This is a genomic window from Stenotrophomonas hibiscicola ATCC 19867, from assembly GCF_000382065.1.
In the GTDB taxonomy this organism is placed as follows: Bacteria; Pseudomonadota; Gammaproteobacteria; order Xanthomonadales; family Xanthomonadaceae; genus Stenotrophomonas; species Stenotrophomonas hibiscicola.
Map to the genome: position 1 here is coordinate 387,122 of NZ_KB907499.1, position 18,942 is coordinate 406,063.

At 65.4% G+C, this 18,942-nt stretch carries 19 protein-coding genes and 1 pseudogene; 3 read left to right on the forward strand and 17 right to left on the reverse strand.

From position 1 onward, the window contains the following. Window positions 1-56: 56 nt before the first annotated feature. The 14 genes from G370_RS0106625 to moaA form a co-directional block, all read right to left on the reverse strand. A complete protein-coding gene (locus G370_RS0106625) occupies window positions 57-1,388 on the reverse strand; it encodes an MFS transporter (protein WP_010485315.1) in 1,332 nt (443 codons plus the stop codon). A gap of 23 nt (window positions 1,389-1,411) precedes the next feature. Further along, window positions 1,412-2,311 (reverse strand): peptidylprolyl isomerase, encoded by a 900-nt coding sequence (locus G370_RS0106630; protein WP_010485314.1) that lies wholly within the window; start codon window positions 2,309-2,311, stop codon window positions 1,412-1,414. Between the two features lie 3 nt (window positions 2,312-2,314). Beyond that, the gene (narI, locus tag G370_RS0106635) at window positions 2,315-3,022 is read right to left on the reverse strand and encodes a respiratory nitrate reductase subunit gamma (protein WP_010485313.1); all 708 of its coding nucleotides are present in this window, start codon (window positions 3,020-3,022) and stop codon (window positions 2,315-2,317) included. Beyond that, on the reverse strand, window positions 3,019-3,699 hold the full coding sequence (gene narJ / locus G370_RS0106640) for a nitrate reductase molybdenum cofactor assembly chaperone (RefSeq protein ID WP_010485312.1): 681 nt from the start codon (window positions 3,697-3,699) through the stop codon (window positions 3,019-3,021). The genes narI and narJ overlap by 4 nt, the downstream gene beginning before the upstream one ends. After that, window positions 3,699-5,243 carry a nitrate reductase subunit beta gene (gene narH, locus G370_RS0106645; RefSeq protein ID WP_019659887.1) on the reverse strand — a complete coding sequence of 515 codons (1,545 nt, stop codon included), beginning with the start codon at window positions 5,241-5,243 and terminating at the stop codon, window positions 3,699-3,701. Before narH ends, narJ begins: the two co-directional genes overlap by 1 nt. Beyond that, a complete protein-coding gene (locus tag G370_RS0106650) occupies window positions 5,243-8,986 on the reverse strand; it encodes a nitrate reductase subunit alpha (RefSeq protein WP_019337809.1) in 3,744 nt (1,247 codons plus the stop codon). Before G370_RS0106650 ends, narH begins: the two co-directional genes overlap by 1 nt. 72 nt (window positions 8,987-9,058) lie before the next feature. Further along, the gene (locus G370_RS0106655) at window positions 9,059-10,477 is read right to left on the reverse strand and encodes a NarK family nitrate/nitrite MFS transporter (protein WP_019659888.1); all 1,419 of its coding nucleotides are present in this window, start codon (window positions 10,475-10,477) and stop codon (window positions 9,059-9,061) included. 144 nt (window positions 10,478-10,621) lie between these two features. Next, window positions 10,622-10,987, reverse strand: a complete 366-nt coding sequence (locus G370_RS0106660; protein WP_010485308.1) for a DUF7009 family protein — start codon at window positions 10,985-10,987, stop codon at window positions 10,622-10,624. Then, entirely contained in the window at window positions 10,984-11,526 is a 543-nt protein-coding gene (gene mobA, locus G370_RS0106665) for a molybdenum cofactor guanylyltransferase (RefSeq protein ID WP_019659889.1), read from the reverse strand. The genes G370_RS0106660 and mobA overlap by 4 nt, the downstream gene beginning before the upstream one ends. Before the next feature lie 36 nt (window positions 11,527-11,562). Next, window positions 11,563-12,063 carry a molybdenum cofactor biosynthesis protein MoaE gene (locus G370_RS0106670; protein WP_019659890.1) on the reverse strand — a complete coding sequence of 167 codons (501 nt, stop codon included), beginning with the start codon at window positions 12,061-12,063 and terminating at the stop codon, window positions 11,563-11,565. A 3-nt stretch (window positions 12,064-12,066) separates the two neighbouring features. Further along, window positions 12,067-12,327 (reverse strand): MoaD/ThiS family protein, encoded by a 261-nt coding sequence (locus G370_RS0106675; protein ID WP_019659891.1) that lies wholly within the window; start codon window positions 12,325-12,327, stop codon window positions 12,067-12,069. Continuing rightward, window positions 12,327-13,580, reverse strand: a complete 1,254-nt coding sequence (locus tag G370_RS0106680) for a molybdopterin molybdotransferase MoeA (protein WP_019659892.1) — start codon at window positions 13,578-13,580, stop codon at window positions 12,327-12,329. Before G370_RS0106680 ends, G370_RS0106675 begins: the two co-directional genes overlap by 1 nt. Beyond that, entirely contained in the window at window positions 13,577-14,575 is a 999-nt protein-coding gene (moaCB, locus tag G370_RS0106685) for a bifunctional molybdenum cofactor biosynthesis protein MoaC/MoaB (protein ID WP_019659893.1), read from the reverse strand. The genes G370_RS0106680 and moaCB overlap by 4 nt, the downstream gene beginning before the upstream one ends. Window positions 14,576-14,583: 8 nt before the next feature. Continuing rightward, window positions 14,584-15,564 (reverse strand): GTP 3',8-cyclase MoaA, encoded by a 981-nt coding sequence (moaA, locus tag G370_RS0106690; RefSeq protein ID WP_010485296.1) that lies wholly within the window; start codon window positions 15,562-15,564, stop codon window positions 14,584-14,586. Window positions 15,565-15,758: 194 nt separating this feature from the next. Between moaA and G370_RS0106695 the strand changes: the two genes are divergently transcribed. Beyond that, window positions 15,759-16,163 carry a hypothetical protein gene (locus G370_RS0106695; RefSeq protein WP_019337817.1) on the forward strand — a complete coding sequence of 135 codons (405 nt, stop codon included), beginning with the start codon at window positions 15,759-15,761 and terminating at the stop codon, window positions 16,161-16,163. Here G370_RS0106695 and G370_RS0106700 read toward each other — a convergent pair. After that, window positions 16,157-16,486 carry a hypothetical protein gene (locus G370_RS0106700; RefSeq protein ID WP_019659894.1) on the reverse strand — a complete coding sequence of 110 codons (330 nt, stop codon included), beginning with the start codon at window positions 16,484-16,486 and terminating at the stop codon, window positions 16,157-16,159. The genes G370_RS0106695 and G370_RS0106700 overlap by 7 nt on opposite strands. A gap of 603 nt (window positions 16,487-17,089) precedes the next feature. Here G370_RS0106700 and G370_RS0106705 point away from each other — a divergent pair. After that, the gene (locus G370_RS0106705; RefSeq protein WP_019659895.1) at window positions 17,090-17,464 is read left to right on the forward strand and encodes a hypothetical protein; all 375 of its coding nucleotides are present in this window, start codon (window positions 17,090-17,092) and stop codon (window positions 17,462-17,464) included. A 45-nt stretch (window positions 17,465-17,509) separates the two neighbouring features. Here the strand turns inward: G370_RS0106705 and G370_RS0106710 are convergent, their stop codons facing one another. After that, on the reverse strand, window positions 17,510-17,845 hold the full coding sequence (locus G370_RS0106710) for a DUF6984 family protein (RefSeq protein ID WP_019659896.1): 336 nt from the start codon (window positions 17,843-17,845) through the stop codon (window positions 17,510-17,512). Between the two features lie 220 nt (window positions 17,846-18,065). Here G370_RS0106710 and G370_RS1000000121880 point away from each other — a divergent pair. Beyond that, a pseudogene (locus G370_RS1000000121880) lies at window positions 18,066-18,327 on the forward strand (IS3 family transposase); the annotation flags it as partial. Between the two features lie 37 nt (window positions 18,328-18,364). Here the strand turns inward: G370_RS1000000121880 and G370_RS1000000121885 are convergent. Further along, window positions 18,365-18,940: a hypothetical protein gene (locus G370_RS1000000121885; RefSeq protein ID WP_224328223.1), complete on the reverse strand. Its 576-nt coding sequence runs from the start codon at window positions 18,938-18,940 to the stop codon at window positions 18,365-18,367. Window positions 18,941-18,942: the final 2 nt, after the last annotated feature.

An 18,942-nucleotide genomic window follows, 5' to 3' on the forward strand; every position in this document is an offset into this window, starting at 1 on the left:
GGCACTACCACTTCACCCACCATTTGGTAGTGCCGGCCGCTGGCCGGCAAACACCTTCACCCGCCGCGCACCCGCTCGGCGGCGGCCGCATCGATGGCTTCGGGCAGATCGGTTTCGCGGTCGATCTGCGGGAAGTGGCGGCGTTCCATGCGACGGATCGCAAAGTGCATCCACGCCAGTGCAGCCGCCACCAGCACGAACAGCAGCATGAAGCAGCTGCTCCAGATGCCCACCGCGTCATTCAGCGCGCCAAACACGATCGGCAGGATGAAGCCACCCAGGCCACCGATCATGCCGACCACGCCGCCCACCGCACCCACGTGCCTGGGGTAGTACACCGGAATATGCTTGTAGACCGCGGCCTTGCCCAACGACATGAAGAAGCCCAGCACGAACACCAGCACGGTGAACATCACCACCCCGATGGCCAGATGGAAGTGGATCGGGCCATGGATGCCCTTCACCACATACTCGGTATCCGGGTAGGCCAGCAGGAAGGTGCAGATGGCCGACACGCCGAAGGTCCAGTACATCACCCGGCGCGCGCCCATCCGGTCCGACATCCAGCCACCGACCACGCGGAACAGGCTGGCCGGGATCGAATAGCACGCCGCCAACATGCCGGCGTGGCCCACGTCCATGCCATAGGCGCCCACCAGGTAGTGCGGCAGCCACAGCGCCAGCGCCACGAAGCCGCCGAACACGAAGAAGTAGTACAGCGAGAACCGCCAGACCTGCAGGTTCTTCAGCGGCGCCATCTGCTCGGCGAACGGGACCGGCTTCACGCCCTCGCGGCGGCGCTGCTCCAGCGACGGGTCTTCCTTGCTGAAGAGGAAGAACAGCACCGCGGTAACTGCCAGCGCAACGGCCCAGACCTTGGCGACCATGGTCCAGCCGGCCGCCACCATCACCAGCGGCGCCAGCAGCTTGGTCACCGCCGAGCCAATGTTGCCGGCACCGAAGATGCCCAGTGCGGTGCCCTGCTTGCTGGCCGGGAACCACTTCGAGACGTAGGCCACGCCCACCGAGAAGTTACCGCCGGCGATGCCCACGCACAGCGCGGCAATCAGGAACTGGGTGTAGGTCTGTGCGTAGGTCAGCATCCAGGTGGCCACTGCGCCACACAGCATCACCAGCACCATCACCTTGCGGCCACCGAACTGGTCGGACCAGATGCCGAGGAAGACGCGGCTGACCGAGCCGGTCAGCACCGGCGTGGCGATCAACAGGCCGAACTGGGTGTCATTCAATCCGAGCTGTTGACTGATCTGGATACCGATGATCGAAAAGATCATCCACACCGCGAAGCACACGGTGAAGGCGAACGTGCTCAGCCACAGCGCACGTTGCTGCTGCCCGGCACTGGCGGGGGCAAGGGCCTGGTTCATGAATTTTCCTCGTTCAAGGGGGTTCAGCCGATATCCGCTTCGGCTTCGATCTCATCCAGCCCGCGCACCGGGTAGCGCTCCTGCAGCTGCAGCAGGTAGGCCTGCACCTCGCGTTGCCGTACCTGTAGCTCCAGGTAGTCACGCAGCTGCGGCAGCACCGTTTCGAACGGCTGCGGGTGGCCTTGCTCGCGGGCATCGACGCAGACCACGTGGTAGCCCCAGCGCGATTCCACCGGGAAACCGGCCAGGCCCTCGCGCAGGCGGAACACCTGGCGGTCGAACTCCGGCGTGGTCTGCCCACGCTGCAACCAGCCCAGGTCGCCGCCCTCGCTGCTGGATGGGCATCGCGAATGGCGCAGGGCGAAATCGGCGAACAGGTGCGGCGACTCCTTCAGCAGCCCGACCAGTCGCTCGCCCTCGGTGCGTGCGGCAAAGCGCCCGGCCACATCATCGGCCGGCGCAGCCAGCAGGATATGGCGCAGGCGCACGCGGTCGGGGGAGCGGAAGCGCTCCGGGTTCTGCTCGAAGTAGCGCCGGCAGTCTTCATCGGTCGGCACGCGGTCTTCGATCGCATCTTCCAGCAGTTGCTGGATCAGCACTTCCTCGTCGCTTACCCGGTTGCCCTCCGGCGCCTGCAGCCCAAGCCGCTGCGCTTCCAGGCGCAGCAGCTCACGCACCACCAGTGCACGTGCCGCTTCAGCACGTGACTGCTCCGGGCGCATCGCCCGGTGGTGCTGCATCTCGCGGGCGATGTCAGCCTCGCTGATCGCGGTCTCGTCCACGAACAGCCGGCACGGTGCCGGCTGCCCGAGCGAGCGCGGCCCCTGCGCTGCCGCGTCATGGTGGTGCGAATGCGCCTCGGCGGGAACCGGCGCAGCGGAGTCGATCACGGTGATCGGCAGGAATTTCGGCAGGCTGCCCATGGCTTACTCCCGCGGACCGTAGCGCAGCGTGGCCTGGCGGCGGCGCACCACCTGGTAGGGCCTCCACAGGTAGCTGATCGGAATGCTCCACACGTGCACCAGGCGGGTGAACGGCGCGATCAGGAACAGGGTCAGGCCCAGGAAGATATGCATCTTGTACACCCAGCTGACGCCTTCGATGTAATCAGCAGCACCGGCACGGAAGGTCACGATGTGCTGCGCCCACTCGGCCAGCTGCACCATCACCCCGCCGTCCAGGTGCCCGGACGAGATGCGGATGCTGTACAGGCCCAGGCACAGCTGCGCGAACAGCAGCACCAGTACCAGGGTGTCACCGAAGCTGCCGGTGGCCCGCACGCGCGCGTTGAACAGGCGGCGTACCAGCAGGATGCTGATGCCGATGAAGCACAGTGCGCCGAACACACCACCAACCACCATCGCCAGCATCTGCTTCTGCGAGGAGGTGATGAAGTGCTCGTACACCGCGTGCGGGGTCAGCAGGCCGACCAGATGGCCACCGAGGATGGCCAGGATGCCGATGTGGAAGCAGTTGCTGCCGATCCGCATGCCCTTGTCCGACAGCATCTGGCTGGAGCCGGTTCGCCAGGTGTACATGGCCTTGTCATAGCGGGCCCAGCTGCCGATCAGCAGCACCGCCACGGCGATGTACGGGTAGTACTGGAAGGCGAATTGATGCAGGGAGTAACTCATGGCTGGACCTCTCGATGCGAAGGACGGGCCGGCGAACGCACGGGCGGCTTGCAGTCTTCGGCGGGGGCTTCGGCGCCGAAGCGCACCGCCTCCTCCTCCCACAAGCGATCCATGGCCTCGGCGGTATCGTCGCGGACTTCCTCGCTGGCACGCTGGCGCAGCGCCTGCAGATCGGCCTTGCCGTCACCGGCTTCGACCAGGATCTCGAACAGCACCCGGTGCGGCAGCTCACGCTCGGCGGCACGCGCCGCCAGCATCCCGGCGATATGGCCGATGTGGTGCAGCCACTCGCGGGCCTCGCTGCCGGGGCGATGGGCCAGGAACTCCAACAGCAATGGCAGGTAGTCCGGCAGCTCCCGCGCATCCAGTTCGAAGCCGTTGCGGCGGTAGGTTTCGACCAGGTCGACCATGGCCTGGCCGCGGTCGCGCGACTCGCCATGGATGTGTTCGAACAGCAGCAGGCTCATCGAGCGGCCGCGATCGAAACTGGCCAGCCACGCCGCCTGCGCATCCAGCGCATCGGTGGCCAGCAGCTGCTGCACGAAGCTGCGCAGCTGCTGGCGGCGGGCGGCATTCAACGCCGGGGCGTCGCAGGCGGCGAGCAGTTCCTCGCCGTGCTGCCACAGTTCTTCACGGGGGTAGTCCAGCAGCACCCCGACCAGCTTGAGCACGCTCATCACACCACCTCCTTGCGGCGGTGGTTCGGGCCCTTGTCCACCACGAAGGTGGTGGTCTTGCGCTGGCCGAACAGGTCGGCCGGGCTGTCACCATTGCAGCCGTTGCCGAAGGTGAAGCCGCAGCCGCCGCGCTCGCCGAAGGCGTCGTTGGCGTACTCGCGGTGGCCGGTCGGAATCACGAAACGGTCCTCGTAGTTGGCGATGGCCAAGTAGCGGTACATCTCTTCCACCTGGGCGATGCTCAGCCCGGTCTGTTCCAGCACGGCGGTATCTTCCACGCCGTCCACGTTCTTGGCCCGGCGCCAGGCACGCATCGCCATCAGCCGCTCCAGCGCGCGTACCACCGGCGCCTCGTCACCGGCCGTCAGCAGGTTGGCCAGGTAGCGCATCGGAATGCGCAGCGACGCCACGTCCGGCAGCTCGCCGCTCATGCCCACGCGGCCACGCTCGGCGGCGGACTGGATCGGCGACAGCGGCGGCACGTACCAGACCATCGGCAGCGTGCGGTATTCCGGGTGCAGCGGCAGCGCCAGCTTCCAGTCGATCGCCAGCTTGTACACCGGCGACTGCTTGGCCGACTCCAGCCAGCTGTCCGGGATGCCCTCCTTGCGCGCGGCGGCGATCACCGCCGGATCGTTCGGGTCCAGGAAGATGTCCAGGTGGGCCTGGTACAGGTCCTTCTCGGCCGGCACCGAGGCGGCCTCGGCGATGCGATCGGCGTCGTACAGCATCACGCCCAGGTAGCGGATGCGGCCCACGCAGGTTTCCGAGCACACGGTCGGCTCACCCATCTCGATGCGCGGATAGCAGAAGATGCACTTCTCCGACTTGCCGCTCTTCCAGTTGTAGTAGATCTTCTTGTACGGGCAGGCCGACACGCACATGCGCCAGCCACGGCACTTGTCCTGGTCGATCAGCACGATGCCGTCTTCCTCGCGCTTGTAGATCGCGCCTGATGGGCACGCCGACACGCACGCCGGGTTCAGGCAGTGCTCGCACAGACGCGGCAGGTACATCATGAAGGTCTTCTCGAAGGCGCCGTAGATCTCCTTCTGCACCTGGTCGAAGTTGTAGTCGCGCGAGCGCTTGCTGAACTCCGAACCGAGGATCTCCTCCCAGTTGGGGCCCCACTCGATCTTCTGCATGCGCTCGCCACTGATCAGCGAACGCGGCCGCGCGGTCGGCTGGTGCTGGCTGTCCTTGGCGGTGTGCAGGTTCTGGTAGTCGAAGTCGAACGGCTCGTAGTAATCGTCGATCTGCGGCAGGTCCGGGTTGGCGAAGATCTTGGCCAGCATCCGCCAGCGACCGCCAGCGCGTGGCACCAGCTTGCCGCTGCCGGTACGCACCCAGCCGCCGTTCCACTTCTCCTGGTTCTCCCATTCCTTCGGATAGCCGATGCCCGGCTTGGTTTCAACGTTGTTGAACCAGGCGTACTCGACACCCTCGCGCGAGGTCCAGACGTTCTTGCAGGTGATCGAGCAGGTGTGGCAGCCGATGCACTTGTCCAGGTTCAGCACCATCGCGATCTGTGCACGGACCTTCATCACACCACCTCCTTGGCGGCGGCCGGTACGGCCTCGCCATCTAGCCAATCCACCTTGTCCATCTTGCGCACGATCACGAACTCATCGCGGTTGGTACCGCAGGTGCCGTAGTAGTTGAAGCCATAGGCCAGCTGCGCGTAGCCACCGATCATGTGGGTCGGCTTGAGCACGATGCGGGTCACCGAGTTGTGGATACCACCACGGGTGCCGGAAATCTCCGAGCCCGGCACGTTGATGATGCGTTCCTGGGCGTGGTACATCATCGCCATGCCCGGCATCACGCGCTGGCTGACCACCGCACGGGCGGCGATCGCACCGTTGACGTTGAACAGCTCGATCCAGTCGTTGTCGACGATGCCGGCACTGCGCGCGTCGTCCTCGCTGATCCACACGATCGGGCCGCCACGCGACAGTGTCTGCATGATCAGGTTGTCGCTGTAGGTGCTGTGGATGCCCCACTTCTGGTGCGGGGTGATCCAGTTCAGCACGATCTCCTTGTTGCCGTTCGGGCGCTGGTTCAGCAGCGGCTCCACCGTGCGCGTGTTGACCGGCGGCCGGTAGCTCATGAAGGCCTCGCCGAAGTCGATCATCCACTCGTGGTCCTGGTAGAACTGCTGGCGACCGGTCACCGTGCGCCACGGAATCAGCTCGTGCACGTTGGTGTAGCCGGCGTTGTAGCTGACGTTGTCGTCTTCCAGGCCCGACCAGATCGGAGAGGAAATGATCTTGCGCGGCTGTGCCTGGATGTCACGGAAGCGGATCGCCTCGTGCTCCTTGCCCACGGCCAGGTGGGTGTGCTCGCGCCCGGTGAAGGTGCCCAGCGATTCCCACGCCTTCACTGCCACATGGCCGTTGGTTTCCGGCGCCAGGTGCAGGATCACTTCGGCCGCGTCGATCGCGGTCGAGATGGCCGGGCGGCCCTGGCTTACGCCTTCTTCGTGCACGGTGTGGTTCAACTTGCCGAGGAACTCGACCTCGTGCCTGGTATCCCAGCTCATGCCCTTGCCGCCGTTGCCCTGCTTGTCCAGCAGCGGGCCGAGCGAGGTGAACTTGCGGTACAGGTTCGGGTAGTCACGCTCCACCACCGTCATCGACGGCATGGTCTGGCCCGGAATGGCCTCGCACTCGCCCTTCTTCCAGTCGGCCACGCCGAACGGCATGCCCAGCTCGTTGGGGGTGTCGTGCAGGGTCGGCACCAGCACCAGGTCCTTCTCCACGCCCAGCACGCCCGGCGCCATCTCGCTCACGGTGCGGGCCACCTCCTTGAAGATGTCCCAGTCACTGCGCGATTCCCACGCAGGGTCCACCGCCTTGGACAGCGGGTGGATGAAGGGGTGCATGTCCGAGGTATTGAGATCGTCCTTCTCGTACCAGGTCGCGGTCGGCAGCACGATGTCCGAGTACAGCGCGGTGGTGCACATTCGGAAGTCGAGCGTGACCAGCAGGTCCAGCTTGCCTTCCGGCGCCTCGTCGCGCCACTTCACCTCCTGCGGCTTCACTGCGCCCATTTCGCCCAGGTCCTTGCCCTGCAGCCCGTGGCGCGTACCCAGCAGGTGCCGCAGCATGTACTCATGGCCCTTGCCCGAGGAACCGAGCAGGTTCGAGCGCCAGATGAACATCATGCGCGGGTGGTTCTGGCTGGCGTCCGGGTCGGCGAAGGCGAAGTCCAGCGAGCCGTCCTTGAACTTGCCCAGCGCGTAGTCCGCCGGGGCCACGCCGGCCGCTTCGGCCTCGCGTACCAGCTGCAGCGGGTTGCGGTCGAGCTGCGGGGTGCTCGGCAGCCAGCCCATGCGCACCGCGCGCAGGTTCAGGTCAGCCAGGCTGCCGCCGTACTTGCTGGCATCGGCCAGCGGCGACAGCAGCTCGTCCACCTGCAGCTTCTCGTAGCGCCACTGCCCGGTGTTGAAGTAGAAGAACGAGGTGCCGTTCATGTGGCGCGGCGGCTTGCTCCAGTCCAGCCCGAACGCGAGCGGCTGCCAGCCGGTCTGCGGGCGCAGCTTTTCCTGGCCCACGTAATGCGCCCAGCCGCCACCGGTCTGGCCCACGCAACCGCACATGATCAGCATGTTGATCAGGCCGCGGTAGTTCATGTCGTTGTGGAACCAGTGGTTCATGCCCGCGCCGACGATGATCATCGAACGGCCATGGGTCTTGTCGGCGGTACGCGCGAACTCGCGGGCGATCTCGATCACCTCGGCGCGCGACACGCCGGTGATGCGCTCCTGCCACGCCGGCGTGCCCGGCACCATGTCATCGAAGCTCGATGCCACATTGCCGCCGCCAAAGCCACGGTCCACGCCGTACTGGGCCAGCAGCAGGTCGTAGACCGTGGCCACCAGCGTCTCGCCGCCGTCGACCGTGACCAGCCGGCGCACCGGAATGTTGCGGTCCAGTACGTCTTCGGCCGGCGCGGCAGTCCAGCCGTCGCTTTCAATGCCACCGAAGTACGGGAAGCTCACCGCCTCGATGCCGTCGTTGGCGTCGGACAAGCTCAGGCGCAGGCGTGTGTCGGCGCCATTGCTGGCCTTCTCTTCGATGTTCCAGCGGCCCTTTTCACCCCAGCGGAAACCGATGGAGCCATTGGGCACCACGATCTGGCCACTGTTCTCGTCGTAGGCCAGGGTCTTCCAGTCCGGGTTGTTGGCTTCACCCAGCCCGCCCAGCTCACTGGCACGCAGGAAGCGGCCCGCCACCAGGCGGCCATCGTCGCGGCGCTCAAGGCGCACCAGCATCGGCATGTCCGAGTACTGGCGGCAGTAGTCCTGGAAATACTGCGAGGGCGAATCGACATGGAACTCGCGCAGGATCACATGGCCGAAGGCAAAGGCCAGCGCCGCGTCGGTGCCCTGCTTGGGGTGCAGCCAGTGGTCGGTCAGCTTGGCCAGCTCGGAATAGTCCGGGCAGATCGCCACCGTCTTGGTGCCGTTGTAGCGCGCCTCGGTGAAGAAGTGCGCATCGGGCGTACGCGTCTGCGGCACGTTCGAACCCCAGGCGATGATGTAGCGGCTGTTGTACCAGTCGGCCGACTCGGGCACGTCGGTCTGCTCGCCCCAGATCTGCGGCGAGGCCGGCGGCAGGTCGCAGTACCAGTCGTAGAAGGACAGGCAGGCGCCACCCAGCAGCGACAGGTATCGCGCACCGGCAGCGTAGGACACCATCGACATCGCCGGAATCGGCGAGAACCCGACCACGCGGTCCGGGCCGTACTGCTTCACCGTGTACAGGTTGGAGGCGGCGATGATCTCGTTGGCCTCTTCCCACTGCAGGCGCACAAAGCCACCCATGCCGCGGCGGGTCTTGTACGAGCGCGCCTTCTCCTTGTCCTCCACGATGCTGGCCCAGGCATCGACCGGGGCCTTGCTCTTGCGGGCTTCGCGCCACAGGCGCAGCAGCGTGCCGCGGATCAGCGGGTACTTCAGCCGGTTGGCGCTGTACAGGTACCAGGAATAGCTGGCGCCACGCGGGCAGCCACGTGGTTCATGGTTGGGCAGGTCCGGGCGCGTGCGCGGGTAATCGGTCTGCTGGGTTTCCCAGGTGACCAGGCCGTTCTTGACGTAGATCTTCCAGCTGCAGGAGCCGGTGCAGTTCACGCCGTGTGTGGAACGTACGATCTTGTCGTACTGCCAGCGGGCGCGGTAACTGTTTTCCCAGTCGCGGCCCTCGCTCTTGGCAAAACCATGGCCATCGGCAAAGGTCTGGGGGTCACGCTTGAAGAACTGCAAGCGATCGAGGAAATAACTCATCGGGGATCTCCCTTTGCGGACATCGGCATCGTGGCTGTGTGTGTCATCTGGCTGCGGTGCGTTTTCATGTCGTCAGCAGGGTGTCTCGGCACCGCGCCGGTAGTACCACCACCAGGTCACGGCCAGGCAGGTGACATAGAAAACAACGAATCCGTACAGCGCCATGTCGGGGCTGCCGGTCAACGTAATGGACGAGCCGTAGCTCTTGGGAATGAAGAAACCGCCGTAGGCACCGATCGCACCGGAGAAACCGACCACCGCGGCCGACTCGATGCTGGCCTGGTGTGCGGCCGTGGCCTTGCCCTCGGCGTTGTCGTTGGCCGACCAGCGCTCATGCAGGGTGCGGAAGATCACCGGGATCATGCGGAAGGTGGTGCCGTTGCCGATGCCACTGAGCACGAACAGCGCCATGAAGCTGAGCAGGAAGCCATGGAAGTTGCCGCCCTGGCCATGGCTGGGCAGGAAGTGCAGCACGCCGAACACCGCCGCGATCATCAGCGCGAACACCCAGAAGGTCAGGCGGGCGCCACCCCAGCGGTCGGCCATGCTGCCGCCCACCGAACGCATCAGCGCGCCCAGCAGCGGGCCGATGAAGGCGTAGGCCAGCGGGTTCACGTCCGGGAACTGGCTCTTCACCAGCATCGGGAAGCCGGCCGAGAAACCGATGTAGGAACCGAAGGTGCCGATGTACAACCAGCACATCAGCCAGTTGTGCTTGCGGCGGAAGATCACCGCCTGCTCGGAGAACGACGAGCGGGCGCTGGTCAGGTCGTTCATGCCGAACCAGGCCGCGATGGCGTACAGCGCGATGGCCGGCACCCAGATGAAGCCGGCGTTCTGCAGGAACAGCGGTGCCCCACCCTCCACCGCGGGCTGCGGTGCACCACCCAGCGCACCGAACACGCCTACGGTGATGACCAGCGGGATCACCGCCTGCGCCACCGACACGCCCACATTGCCCAGGCCGGCGTTCAGGCCCAGCGCCAGGCCCTGCTTCTGCTTGGGGTAGAAGAAGGAGATGTTGGACATCGACGACGAGAAGTTCGCGCCGCCGAAGCCACACAGGATCGCGATGGCCACGAACACCCAGTACGGCGTGGCCGGGTCCTGCACCGCAAAGCCGAGCCAGAGCGTCGGCGCCAGCAGCGACGCGGTGGACAGCGCGGTCCAGCGGCGGCCGCCGAAGATCGGGATCACGAACGAATAGAAGATGCGCAGGGTTGCGCCGGACAGGCTGGGCAGCGCCACCAGCCAGAACAGCTGGTCGGTACTGAAGTTGAAGCCGATCTTCGGCAGGCTGATCGACACCGCCGAGAACAGCACCCAGACCGAGAAGGCCAGCAGCAGCGAGGGGATCGAAATGACCAGGTTGCGGGTGGCAACCCGCTTGCCGGTGCGCTCCCAATAGCCGGGGTCCTCCGGCGTCCAGTCGCTGATGACGCGACCCGGACGGGCAGTGCTGCGGACAACAGGATCGCTACCGACGGTCATACATGGCTCCAAGGCTGTGGAATGACGTGGGTATTGCTTTCAAGTTGTGACCCGTCGTCATGCAGCCATTAGGCCGTGCAGCAACTACGACGGGGTTGATCTGGATCAATCAGGAGCCGGTTTCCACCCTGCCCCTGACAAATGTCAAATCGATGAAGCGGTATTGCGGCGCGTGACTCCGCGCTGGCGCACGCTATCGCGCACGTCTACATCGAACTGCAGCTGAAGCTGGCTGCCATCTTCCAGGGCAATGTCGAATGGCAGGCCATCCCGGCACGGCAGCCGTGCCGCCAAGGCCTCAACTGCCGAGCGCGGCAGTACCAGGCGGCAGAAGGTGCCACCATCGAGCAGTACCGGTTGATCGCCGCCATGCAGCGACACCGCCATGCCCCAGCCCTCGATACCGCCGAAGCGGGTCATGTTCTCGACCGATTCACCGGCCAGCAGGCGCGCCAGTTCGGCCTCATCCAGGCGAAGCCGTACCGATTGGTCCTGCAACTGCACTTTCATGACGCAACATCCTCCCATTGTTCGGGGGTATTGCAGTTGACCAGGCAGGCTTCGTCAACGCTTTCAAGCGCCAGCACGTGCATCTGCAGGCGACGCTGGAACGCCTGTACAGAGCGCGGCCCTTCCGCATCATCCAGCATCGCGGCCAGCACGCTACGAGTGGCATTGTCCACATTCAACAGCATGGGAAAGGGATGCCCGTCAAAGATCGTGCACGCGCCCCGCCCCTCGGCAGCCAGCCGTTGCAGCAGCCGTGGCGCCAGCAACGGCGTATCCACCGCTACCACCCAGGCCGGGCTGTCGGGCATCTGCTGCATCACGCTGTGCAACCCTCCCAGTGGGCCGCAGCGCGCAACCTGATCGGGGATGCCACCGAAGGTCGGATAGTCACCGCTTACCCATACCCGTTCGGCGCCAGCCTGCATCAACAGGCCACGCATGTGTTCCAGCAGCGTGCGGCCCTGCCACGGCAGCAGTGCCTTGTCGCGACCCATCCGGCTGGACAGGCCACCGGCCAGTACGATGCCGTTGATGCTCATCGCAGTAGAGCCACGCCATGCGTGGCTGCGTCGGCATCAATGTTGATGATCATGCGCATGGTCATCGGCATGTCCGGGTTCGCTGTCCACGTGACACAGGCTGCAACCCTCGCTCCACGCGCTGTCGCCGTCCTCGTAATGCTCCTGCTTCCAGATCGGGCACTGGTGCTTGACCACCTCGATCAACTGCCGGCAGGCGCGGAACGCCTCGTCCCGGTGCGGGCTGCCGGCGGCCACCACCACCGCCACATCACCAATGCCCAACCGGCCCTTGGCATGGGCCACATACAGTATCAGCTTCGGGCCAAACGTCGCCTCGACCTCGGCGGCCAACCGCTTGAACTCGTTCAACACCAGCGGCTCGAACAGGTCGTAGGTGATCCCGGTCACCGGCCGGCCGATGTTGACGTCGCGCACCTTGCCGATGAACACATCGATGCCACCGAAGCCCGGATCGGATACCGCCGCGATGCCTTCGGCCGGATCGATCGCCGCCTGCGCGCGGTCCACCACCTTCGCGATGATCTTCTCGCTCATCGCTCAGCCCCCGCTCACCGGGGGCAGGATCGCCACACGGCCATCCTCGGGCAGCGCCTCGTGGTCGCGCAGCACGCGTTGCTGGTCGGCGAACGCCGAATAATCCAGCAGGCCGGCACGGAATCCCGGCCAACGCAGCGGCAGCAGCTCGCGCAGCGCCTGGCGCAGATCGGCCACGGTGCCACCGGCCACATCCACGGCAATCTCGCGGCTGGCATCCAGATCGGAAAATGCACCGAACAACTGCAGATTCACCTGTTTCATCATGACTCCTGGCTCACCAGCTGCACCGGTTCGTGGTGACCCCAGCCCTGCACGCGCACGTAGGTGCCGGCGCTGGCCAGGTCAACCTCAGCCTCCAGCACCACCCAGGCGTTGGCCTGCAGCATGGACATCAAACGGAACGACTCCTGCCCGGCCAGCACGCGCGCACTCAGGCGACCCTGCGCATCCACTTCCACCCGCGCCCGCGCGTGGAAGCGCAGGCCCGGCGGCGTGCGCACGTCGGCCTGCAGCGGCAACGTCAGCACCGGCTCCGGTGCCAGCCCCAGCAGGCGGCGCAGCACTGGCTCGATGAAGAAGCGCTGGCCCACGGCAGCGGAGACCGGATTGCCCGGCAGGCCGAAATACAGCGCGCCGTTGGGCAGCACTGCAAACAGCAACGGCTTGCCCGGGCGGATTGCCACCTTGTGGAACACGATGCGCGCACCCCGGCCGCGAAGCGCGTCGGGAATGAAATCGTAGCGGCCGGCCGACACCGCGCCTGTGCTGATCAACAGCTGCGCACCCGCTTCCAGCGCTTCATCCAGGACCGCGTTGAACGCCGCCACCTCATCGCCCACCGTGCCCTGCCAGACCACCTCGGCACCGGCGGCCTGCAGTCGGCCGACCAGATACGGCCGGTTGCTGTCACGAATCTGCCCGGATGCCAGCGGCTGCGCCGCCTCGGTCACCAGCTCCTTGCCGGTAGCAATCACCGCCGCCTTTGGCCGCGCCACCACCGCCACCTCGCCCACGCCGATCGCATGCAGCAAGGCGCGCGCGTTGATGTCCAGCACCTGCCCGGCCTGCAGCACGCGCTCGCCGTCGCTCACATCCTCACCACGCAGGCGCACATTCTGGCCCGGCTTTACCGTGCCCTTCAGGGCAATGCGGGTCGGGCGACCATCCTCGCTGGCGAGGATCTCCACATTCTCGACCGGCACCACCGTATCCAGCCCGACCGGCATGCGCGCACCGGTCATGATTTCCCAGGCACCCTCGCCGCCTTCGGCGCCGGCATCGCCTGCTGCCTGCCAGCCCTGCACAGCGAACTCGGTACCAGCTTCGAACGTCGCGCCGTTGGCGCGCAGCGCGAAGCCGTCCATCGCCGAATTGTCGAACGGCGGCAACGACTGCCCGCTGTGGATGTCACGGGCCACCGTGCGGCCCGCGGCCTCATGCAGCGGCAGATGCTCGGCCGGCAGCGGCGTGGCCGCGTCCAGCAAGTGCTGCAGGGCTTCGCTGTAGGGGATCATGCGTGGCCATCCCCCTCGACCATCGCCAGGGCGTGGCCCAGTACCGGCGCCAGGATGTCCAGGCACTGCGCCGCCGCCTTCGGGCTGCCGGGCAGCGCGAACACCAGCATGTTGCCCAGCTGCACCACCTCGGCGCGGCTCAGCCAGGCCATCGGCGTGTGCTGTGCACTCAGTGCCCGCACCATCTGCGCCAGGCCATGTACCGGCCGCGCGTTCAGGGAACGCAGCGCCTCCGGGGTCAGGTCACGCGGGCCCAGCCCGGTACCACCGGTACACAGGCACAGGCGCACGCCCTCGGCGGCCAAGGCCTGCAGGCGGCCCGCCAATGGCTCGATGCCATCGGGCAACACCTCAGCGGCCACCACCTCGCCGCCCAGCTTTTTCAGGCCGGTCACCAGGGTCGGGCCAGAGATATCCTCATAGGTACCGTCGCTGGCGCGATCGCTCAGCGTGATCACCGCGCAGGCCGCGCCCTCCAGGCCCTTCGGCGCACGCGGCTTGAAACGCGTGCGCTCGGCATCGTCCATGCCGTCGGGGTGCAGCCAGACACCGCGCTTGCCGCCTTCCTTGAACAGCAGGCGGATGCCTTCGATGCGCAGGGCCGGTTCCACCGGCTTGCTCAGGTCGTACAGGGTAAGCAGCGCCGCGTTGACGCCGGCCAGTGCCTCCATCTCCACGCCGGTGCGCGCCTCGCTGGCGCACTCGCACCACACGCGGATCGCCTGCCGTTCCGGTACCGGCGTGCAGAACACCTGCACCAGTTCCAGCGGCAGCGGATGGCACAGCGGCATCAGCATCGAGGCCATCTTGGCGCCCTGCAGGCCGGCAATCTCGGCCATCACCAGCGCATCGCCCTTGGGCAGGCGGCGCTCGACGATCAGCGGATAGGCCACTGGACCGGCATGCAGCTCGCCCACCGCCACCGCACGTCGGCGGGTGATGCGCTTGTCGCGGACATCGGCCATATGGAAGGCCGCATTCAATTCCCCACTCATCGTGTTGCTCATCCTCCGATGGAGGCCAGGTGCGGGGTCAGCCCGGTCTGGCCCTGGTGCAGTCCATGCCCGGCCGCTTTCAGGCCAAGCTGTGTGGTGATGCGTGCCAGCAGCGCGTCATGGTCGTCGTCGCTCTGCAGCAGCGGGCGCAGCGGCACGCCGAACTCGCCGAACAGGCACAGCCGCAGGTCGCCCTTGGCGGTCACCCGCAGGCGGTTGCAGCCCTTGCAGAAGTCGCGCGAATACGGGGCGATGATGCCGATGCTGCCGCGATGGTCAGGGTGGCCGAACTCGCGCGCCGGACCGGCATCGGCGGCGCGCGGCCGTTCGTGCCAGCCAGCCGCCAGCAGCTGCTCGATCACCACGTCGGCGCGCAGGTGGTGGCGCTGGAAATAGGCTTCGTTGTCGCCGGTGCGCATCAGTTCGATGAAGCGCACGCTGAAGGGACGATCGCGCAGGTAGTCCATCCACTGCGGCAGCTCGTCGTCGTTCAGGCCACGCAGCAGCACCGCGTTGAGCTTGATCGCCGGCAGGCCCAGCGCCTGCGCCAAGGCCAGGCCCTGTTCGATCTCCGGCAGGCGGTCATGCCCGGTGATGGTCCTGAAGCGTTCGCGCTGCAGGCTGTCCATGCTCACGTTCAGCGCGGTCAGGCCGGCCCGGTGCCACCCCGGCAGGCGCCGCGGCAGCAGCGTGCCGTTGGTGGTGATGGCCACCTTGCGGATGCCCGGCACCGCCGCCACGGTGGCGATGATCTCATCCAGGTCCTTGCGCAGGCTGGGCTCGCCACCCGTCAGGCGGATCTTGCTCATGCCCAGCGCGGCAAACGCACGCACCAGACGCGCGATTTCATCCACCTGCAGGAAGCGCGGGCGGCCATCGGCCTGGTAACCGTTGGGCAGGCAGTAGCTGCAACGGAAGTTGCAGGCTTCGGTCAACGACAGGCGCAGGTACGGAAAGCTGCGTCCGAAACCGTCGGTGAGTTGGCTCATGGCTGGTCCACCTTGTTGCTCCACCGTCTTGCCTGTGCCCGGAACGGCCCGGATACCCTCGCCTGCTGGAACGATTGCCAGAGTACGCGGCCTTCAGTTCCATGGGCATGACTTAAATCAATCGTCTTCGGCCCCGCGCGGCAGGCGTTATGGCAGCATGCGGCTTTCCGTGCAGCGGGCGTGTGACAACCCTCATGATGATGAACGATTTCCAGCAACTGCTGCATGCCGCCGGCCAGCAGGCTGAACCGCAACGCTTGCTGTTCGTATTCGTGCGCGCCGAGCTGCCCGAATCGCCCACCGGTGACCAGCGCGACCGGCATGACCGCCGCGAGGGCGGCACCCTGTCGCCGGTGCTGTGCGTGGACAAGCTGCCGGACGAGGTGCCCAGCTTCCAGGCGCTGGCGGCCGAGTCGACCACCACCGGCATCGACTGGGACCTGGTGTTCGTGGCGGCACTGGATGGCAGAGGTGGTTTCGCACCCAACAGCGACGAAGCCGCGCGCCCGCTGAAGCTGATGGTCAACGCCATCCACGACGGTCAGATCGGCCGCTTCGCCGCCTTCGACCGGGGCGGCGAGCCTGTTCAGTTCTATTGAGCCACCAGCTGCAGGGTCAGAAAGAAGATCACCAGCACAGTGTTCAGCCCCCAGGCCACGGTCAGCCCGCGCGCCGCCACGCCCAGGTTGGGGTTGTGCGCGGTGGGCGCCGCCCGCCACACCGCCGGGATGATCCAGCCGGTATAGAGCAGCAGCACGGCAAATACCCCCAGCAGCAGCGGGGTGCGCTGGTTGGCCAGGGCCCAGAGGGCCACCGCCCACAGAATATTGCTGGGAATGACGCCCTGCAGCCAGAACACACTCCAAAGGCGGGAACGGCCCTGAGTGTCGGGGGTTGGGTGCAGCGAAGCGGTCGCGGTCATAAGTCTCCTTCTGTTTAGGAAACGTGCTGAACAAGCCTGCGCTTGGTGGCTGGGAACGTCAAGGAACAACGGAATCGGTAGCGCCGGGCCATGCCCGGCGGAATCCTCCATGTTCATGCGCCGTCGGCTCGCCGGGCGTGGCCCGGCGCTACCGGTCCTGTTATCCCTGTCGCCATCGCCCCTCCCCACCCGCCCCCTTCCTCCTTCCAACCTCGACACCTGTCGCAGATTGCACGGTGCGGGCGGATCACCGCGCCAGCCTGTGCTGGCAGTGCTTAACAGCGTGGGAGAATGCCGAAAGCGTCTCCAATCGAGTGATCTTTGCAACTCTTCTGATTGGCATTGCACAGCGCCACGGGCTCAGATGGCGTGCCACCGGAAAAGGGTGGCCGGGCTTCGAATCCCGTGTTGGCTTTGAGTAAGTGCGCTTGCCAGCCGGCGTCACCATGCGTGGCGCCGGCTGGCAATCCGTCTGCCGGCTATGGCGGGCGGTGCGTTGGGGGCGTTCGCGCCCGCCGGCTTGAAGCCAACCCGGATTCGAACCACGTACCGCCCGCCACCTTTCGGGTGGCGGCTACCGATTGCCCTGCACGGAGCCTTGCCATGAACGAATCGGACTTCCCGCATCTGCATGCCTACCGCAGCACCGCCCGCGGCGACGGTTCGCCACAGGCTGCGCCGGCTGTGGACAGGAACACCTTCATTGCCAACCTCAACCGCATCGGCTCTGGTGCGGCGGCCGACGGACAACCCTGGCCGGAGCGGCACCAGCTGCCCGGGCGCTGCCTGGCTCTGGCCGATGCCGATTGTGCGTTGAGCGGGTTGCGGGTGGTGCTGGAAATGCTGCTGGCGGCGGAACGCACGCGGCAGAACGGCGAACCGGAAGAGTACGTGGGCGACCGGGTGATGGAGGGATTGGTCATGGCCTGCCAGTCGTTGTGCGCGCAGGCGGTGGGGCGGTTGCAGCCCGAAGGGTGAACGCGATGCGCCACGCCCTTCGGCGAGGACCGCTTTCAGCAGGTGTCAGTGCTCGCTGAAAGCGCTCCTCAGATCGACCCCGATGATCGGTGAGAAGTCCACTTTGCACAGCTCCAGCTCGAAGAGCTGATCGTGATTGTCCAGGCACAGGGTGACTCTCACCGGCACGCCGTCGGCATCGGCAAGCATTGCAGTGGCAATGTCGCTTCCGAAGACCTGGGTCGTGCTGGACAGGAACACCACGCCTCCGAATCCGACGACCTCCACGTCCTCCACCTGGGCGAGCGCCAGATCCTTCAACAACCGTTCGGACAGCTCGGTCGCCCCAGGCAGCAGCCTGTGGATGAGGGAGACCTCGTCGGGGGTGAGGAATCTGGGCACGGGATGTCCTTCAGAGCACCGCGCCCGCCATCAGCAGATGCTCGATCCGCCATGTCTTGGCGTAGATGAGAATGACGCTTCCGGTCGAGCGGGTCTCGATACGGAAACACTTCAGGCCGGACAGCGGATAGCCGACCGCTTTCCAACGATCAAGAAGATCAGCAAGTCCCGGCTCGTTATCGTCAACCCTGGCGAACTCAATTCGCTCTTCACCCAGTAAAACTGGCAGAGCGTTCTGCGCGAGCAGACATCCTGTGCAGCATGAGCCGGATAGGAAACAGCCATGACAACGCATCGATGGAGAACTTCTTCCAGCGACAGTAGCGGGAACATACAAAGCAGAGGATCTAAAGCAATCACGACGAGACACGCGCAAACGTCGCCCTGCACATCGAGATGTTCTAGAACCCAAGACAGCGCCACCGCTCCAGCGACGAGCCGCCCCGATAAAGTTCGAGACGCAGCAGGCACTTGGCGGCTGATGGCTACCCGGGAAACACTGGACGATTAACCTTTGGATCAGGCGCCGCCCAGCTTCTTAACATTCTTCTCCTTCACCACGTCCAGCATCGATTTGACCGCCTCAACTCCAAGATTCAGGGCCACTATTAGAGAATCGCAAAGTTTCAGATCATGATCATCCAACGCCGGGACTAGTTCCTTCAGCAACTTCAGCGCTAGATCCGTCTTCCCCAATAGCGCCAATGCAGTTGCATGATTGATATGAGCGTGAGCACCTCTCAAGCCCCGCGTCTCGAGAAATGATGCAAATTCCATCAAGGTCATTGAAGACTTCGCTTCAATAACGTTTCGCAGCTCGATCGATGAAAGAATGCTCTCAACCACATCATCGTCTGCCATTTGATCCCTTCCGATAAACGGCCGATCCGCGATTCGGCTGCTGTAGGAAAGATGCGGCCCAAAGGAGTCAAACAATGGAAATACAAAATTCCATACATAGAGCCCCCTTGGGACGAACTCCAGAACAATTCCTTGTGCCACATAGTCATAGTCACTTCGGAAAAAATATCCGCTTGACCCGCCGATCAGGCCGGACCTTTTCCGCAGAAGGCTGCAAATGTATCGCTTGTTCATCT

Coding starts and splice junctions, on each gene's coding strand:
- G370_RS0106675 (WP_019659891.1), bottom strand. CDS start 12,327: ATGAAACAGGTGAATCTGCAGTTGTTCGGTGCATTTTCCGATCTGGAT.
- moaCB (WP_019659893.1), bottom strand. CDS start 14,575: ATGAGTGGGGAATTGAATGCGGCCTTCCATATGGCCGATGTCCGCGAC.
- G370_RS0106650 (WP_019337809.1), bottom strand. CDS start 8,986: ATGAGTTATTTCCTCGATCGCTTGCAGTTCTTCAAGCGTGACCCCCAG.
- moaA (WP_010485296.1), bottom strand. CDS start 15,564: ATGAGCCAACTCACCGACGGTTTCGGACGCAGCTTTCCGTACCTGCGC.
- G370_RS0106670 (WP_019659890.1), bottom strand. CDS start 12,063: ATGAGCGAGAAGATCATCGCGAAGGTGGTGGACCGCGCGCAGGCGGCG.
- mobA (WP_019659889.1), bottom strand. CDS start 11,526: ATGAGCATCAACGGCATCGTACTGGCCGGTGGCCTGTCCAGCCGGATG.
- narH (WP_019659887.1), bottom strand. CDS start 5,243: ATGAAGGTCCGTGCACAGATCGCGATGGTGCTGAACCTGGACAAGTGC.
- G370_RS0106630 (WP_010485314.1), bottom strand. CDS start 2,311: ATGGGCAGCCTGCCGAAATTCCTGCCGATCACCGTGATCGACTCCGCT.
- G370_RS0106695 (WP_019337817.1), top strand. CDS start 15,759: ATGATGATGAACGATTTCCAGCAACTGCTGCATGCCGCCGGCCAGCAG.
- G370_RS0106660 (WP_010485308.1), bottom strand. CDS start 10,987: ATGAAAGTGCAGTTGCAGGACCAATCGGTACGGCTTCGCCTGGATGAG.
- G370_RS0106680 (WP_019659892.1), bottom strand. CDS start 13,580: ATGATCCCCTACAGCGAAGCCCTGCAGCACTTGCTGGACGCGGCCACG.
- narI (WP_010485313.1), bottom strand. CDS start 3,022: ATGAGTTACTCCCTGCATCAATTCGCCTTCCAGTACTACCCGTACATC.
- G370_RS0106625 (WP_010485315.1), bottom strand. CDS start 1,388: ATGAACCAGGCCCTTGCCCCCGCCAGTGCCGGGCAGCAGCAACGTGCG.
- G370_RS1000000121885 (WP_224328223.1), bottom strand. CDS start 18,940: ATGAACAAGCGATACATTTGCAGCCTTCTGCGGAAAAGGTCCGGCCTG.
- G370_RS0106700 (WP_019659894.1), bottom strand. CDS start 16,486: ATGACCGCGACCGCTTCGCTGCACCCAACCCCCGACACTCAGGGCCGT.
- narJ (WP_010485312.1), bottom strand. CDS start 3,699: ATGAGCGTGCTCAAGCTGGTCGGGGTGCTGCTGGACTACCCCCGTGAA.
- G370_RS0106705 (WP_019659895.1), top strand. CDS start 17,090: ATGAACGAATCGGACTTCCCGCATCTGCATGCCTACCGCAGCACCGCC.
- G370_RS0106655 (WP_019659888.1), bottom strand. CDS start 10,477: ATGACCGTCGGTAGCGATCCTGTTGTCCGCAGCACTGCCCGTCCGGGT.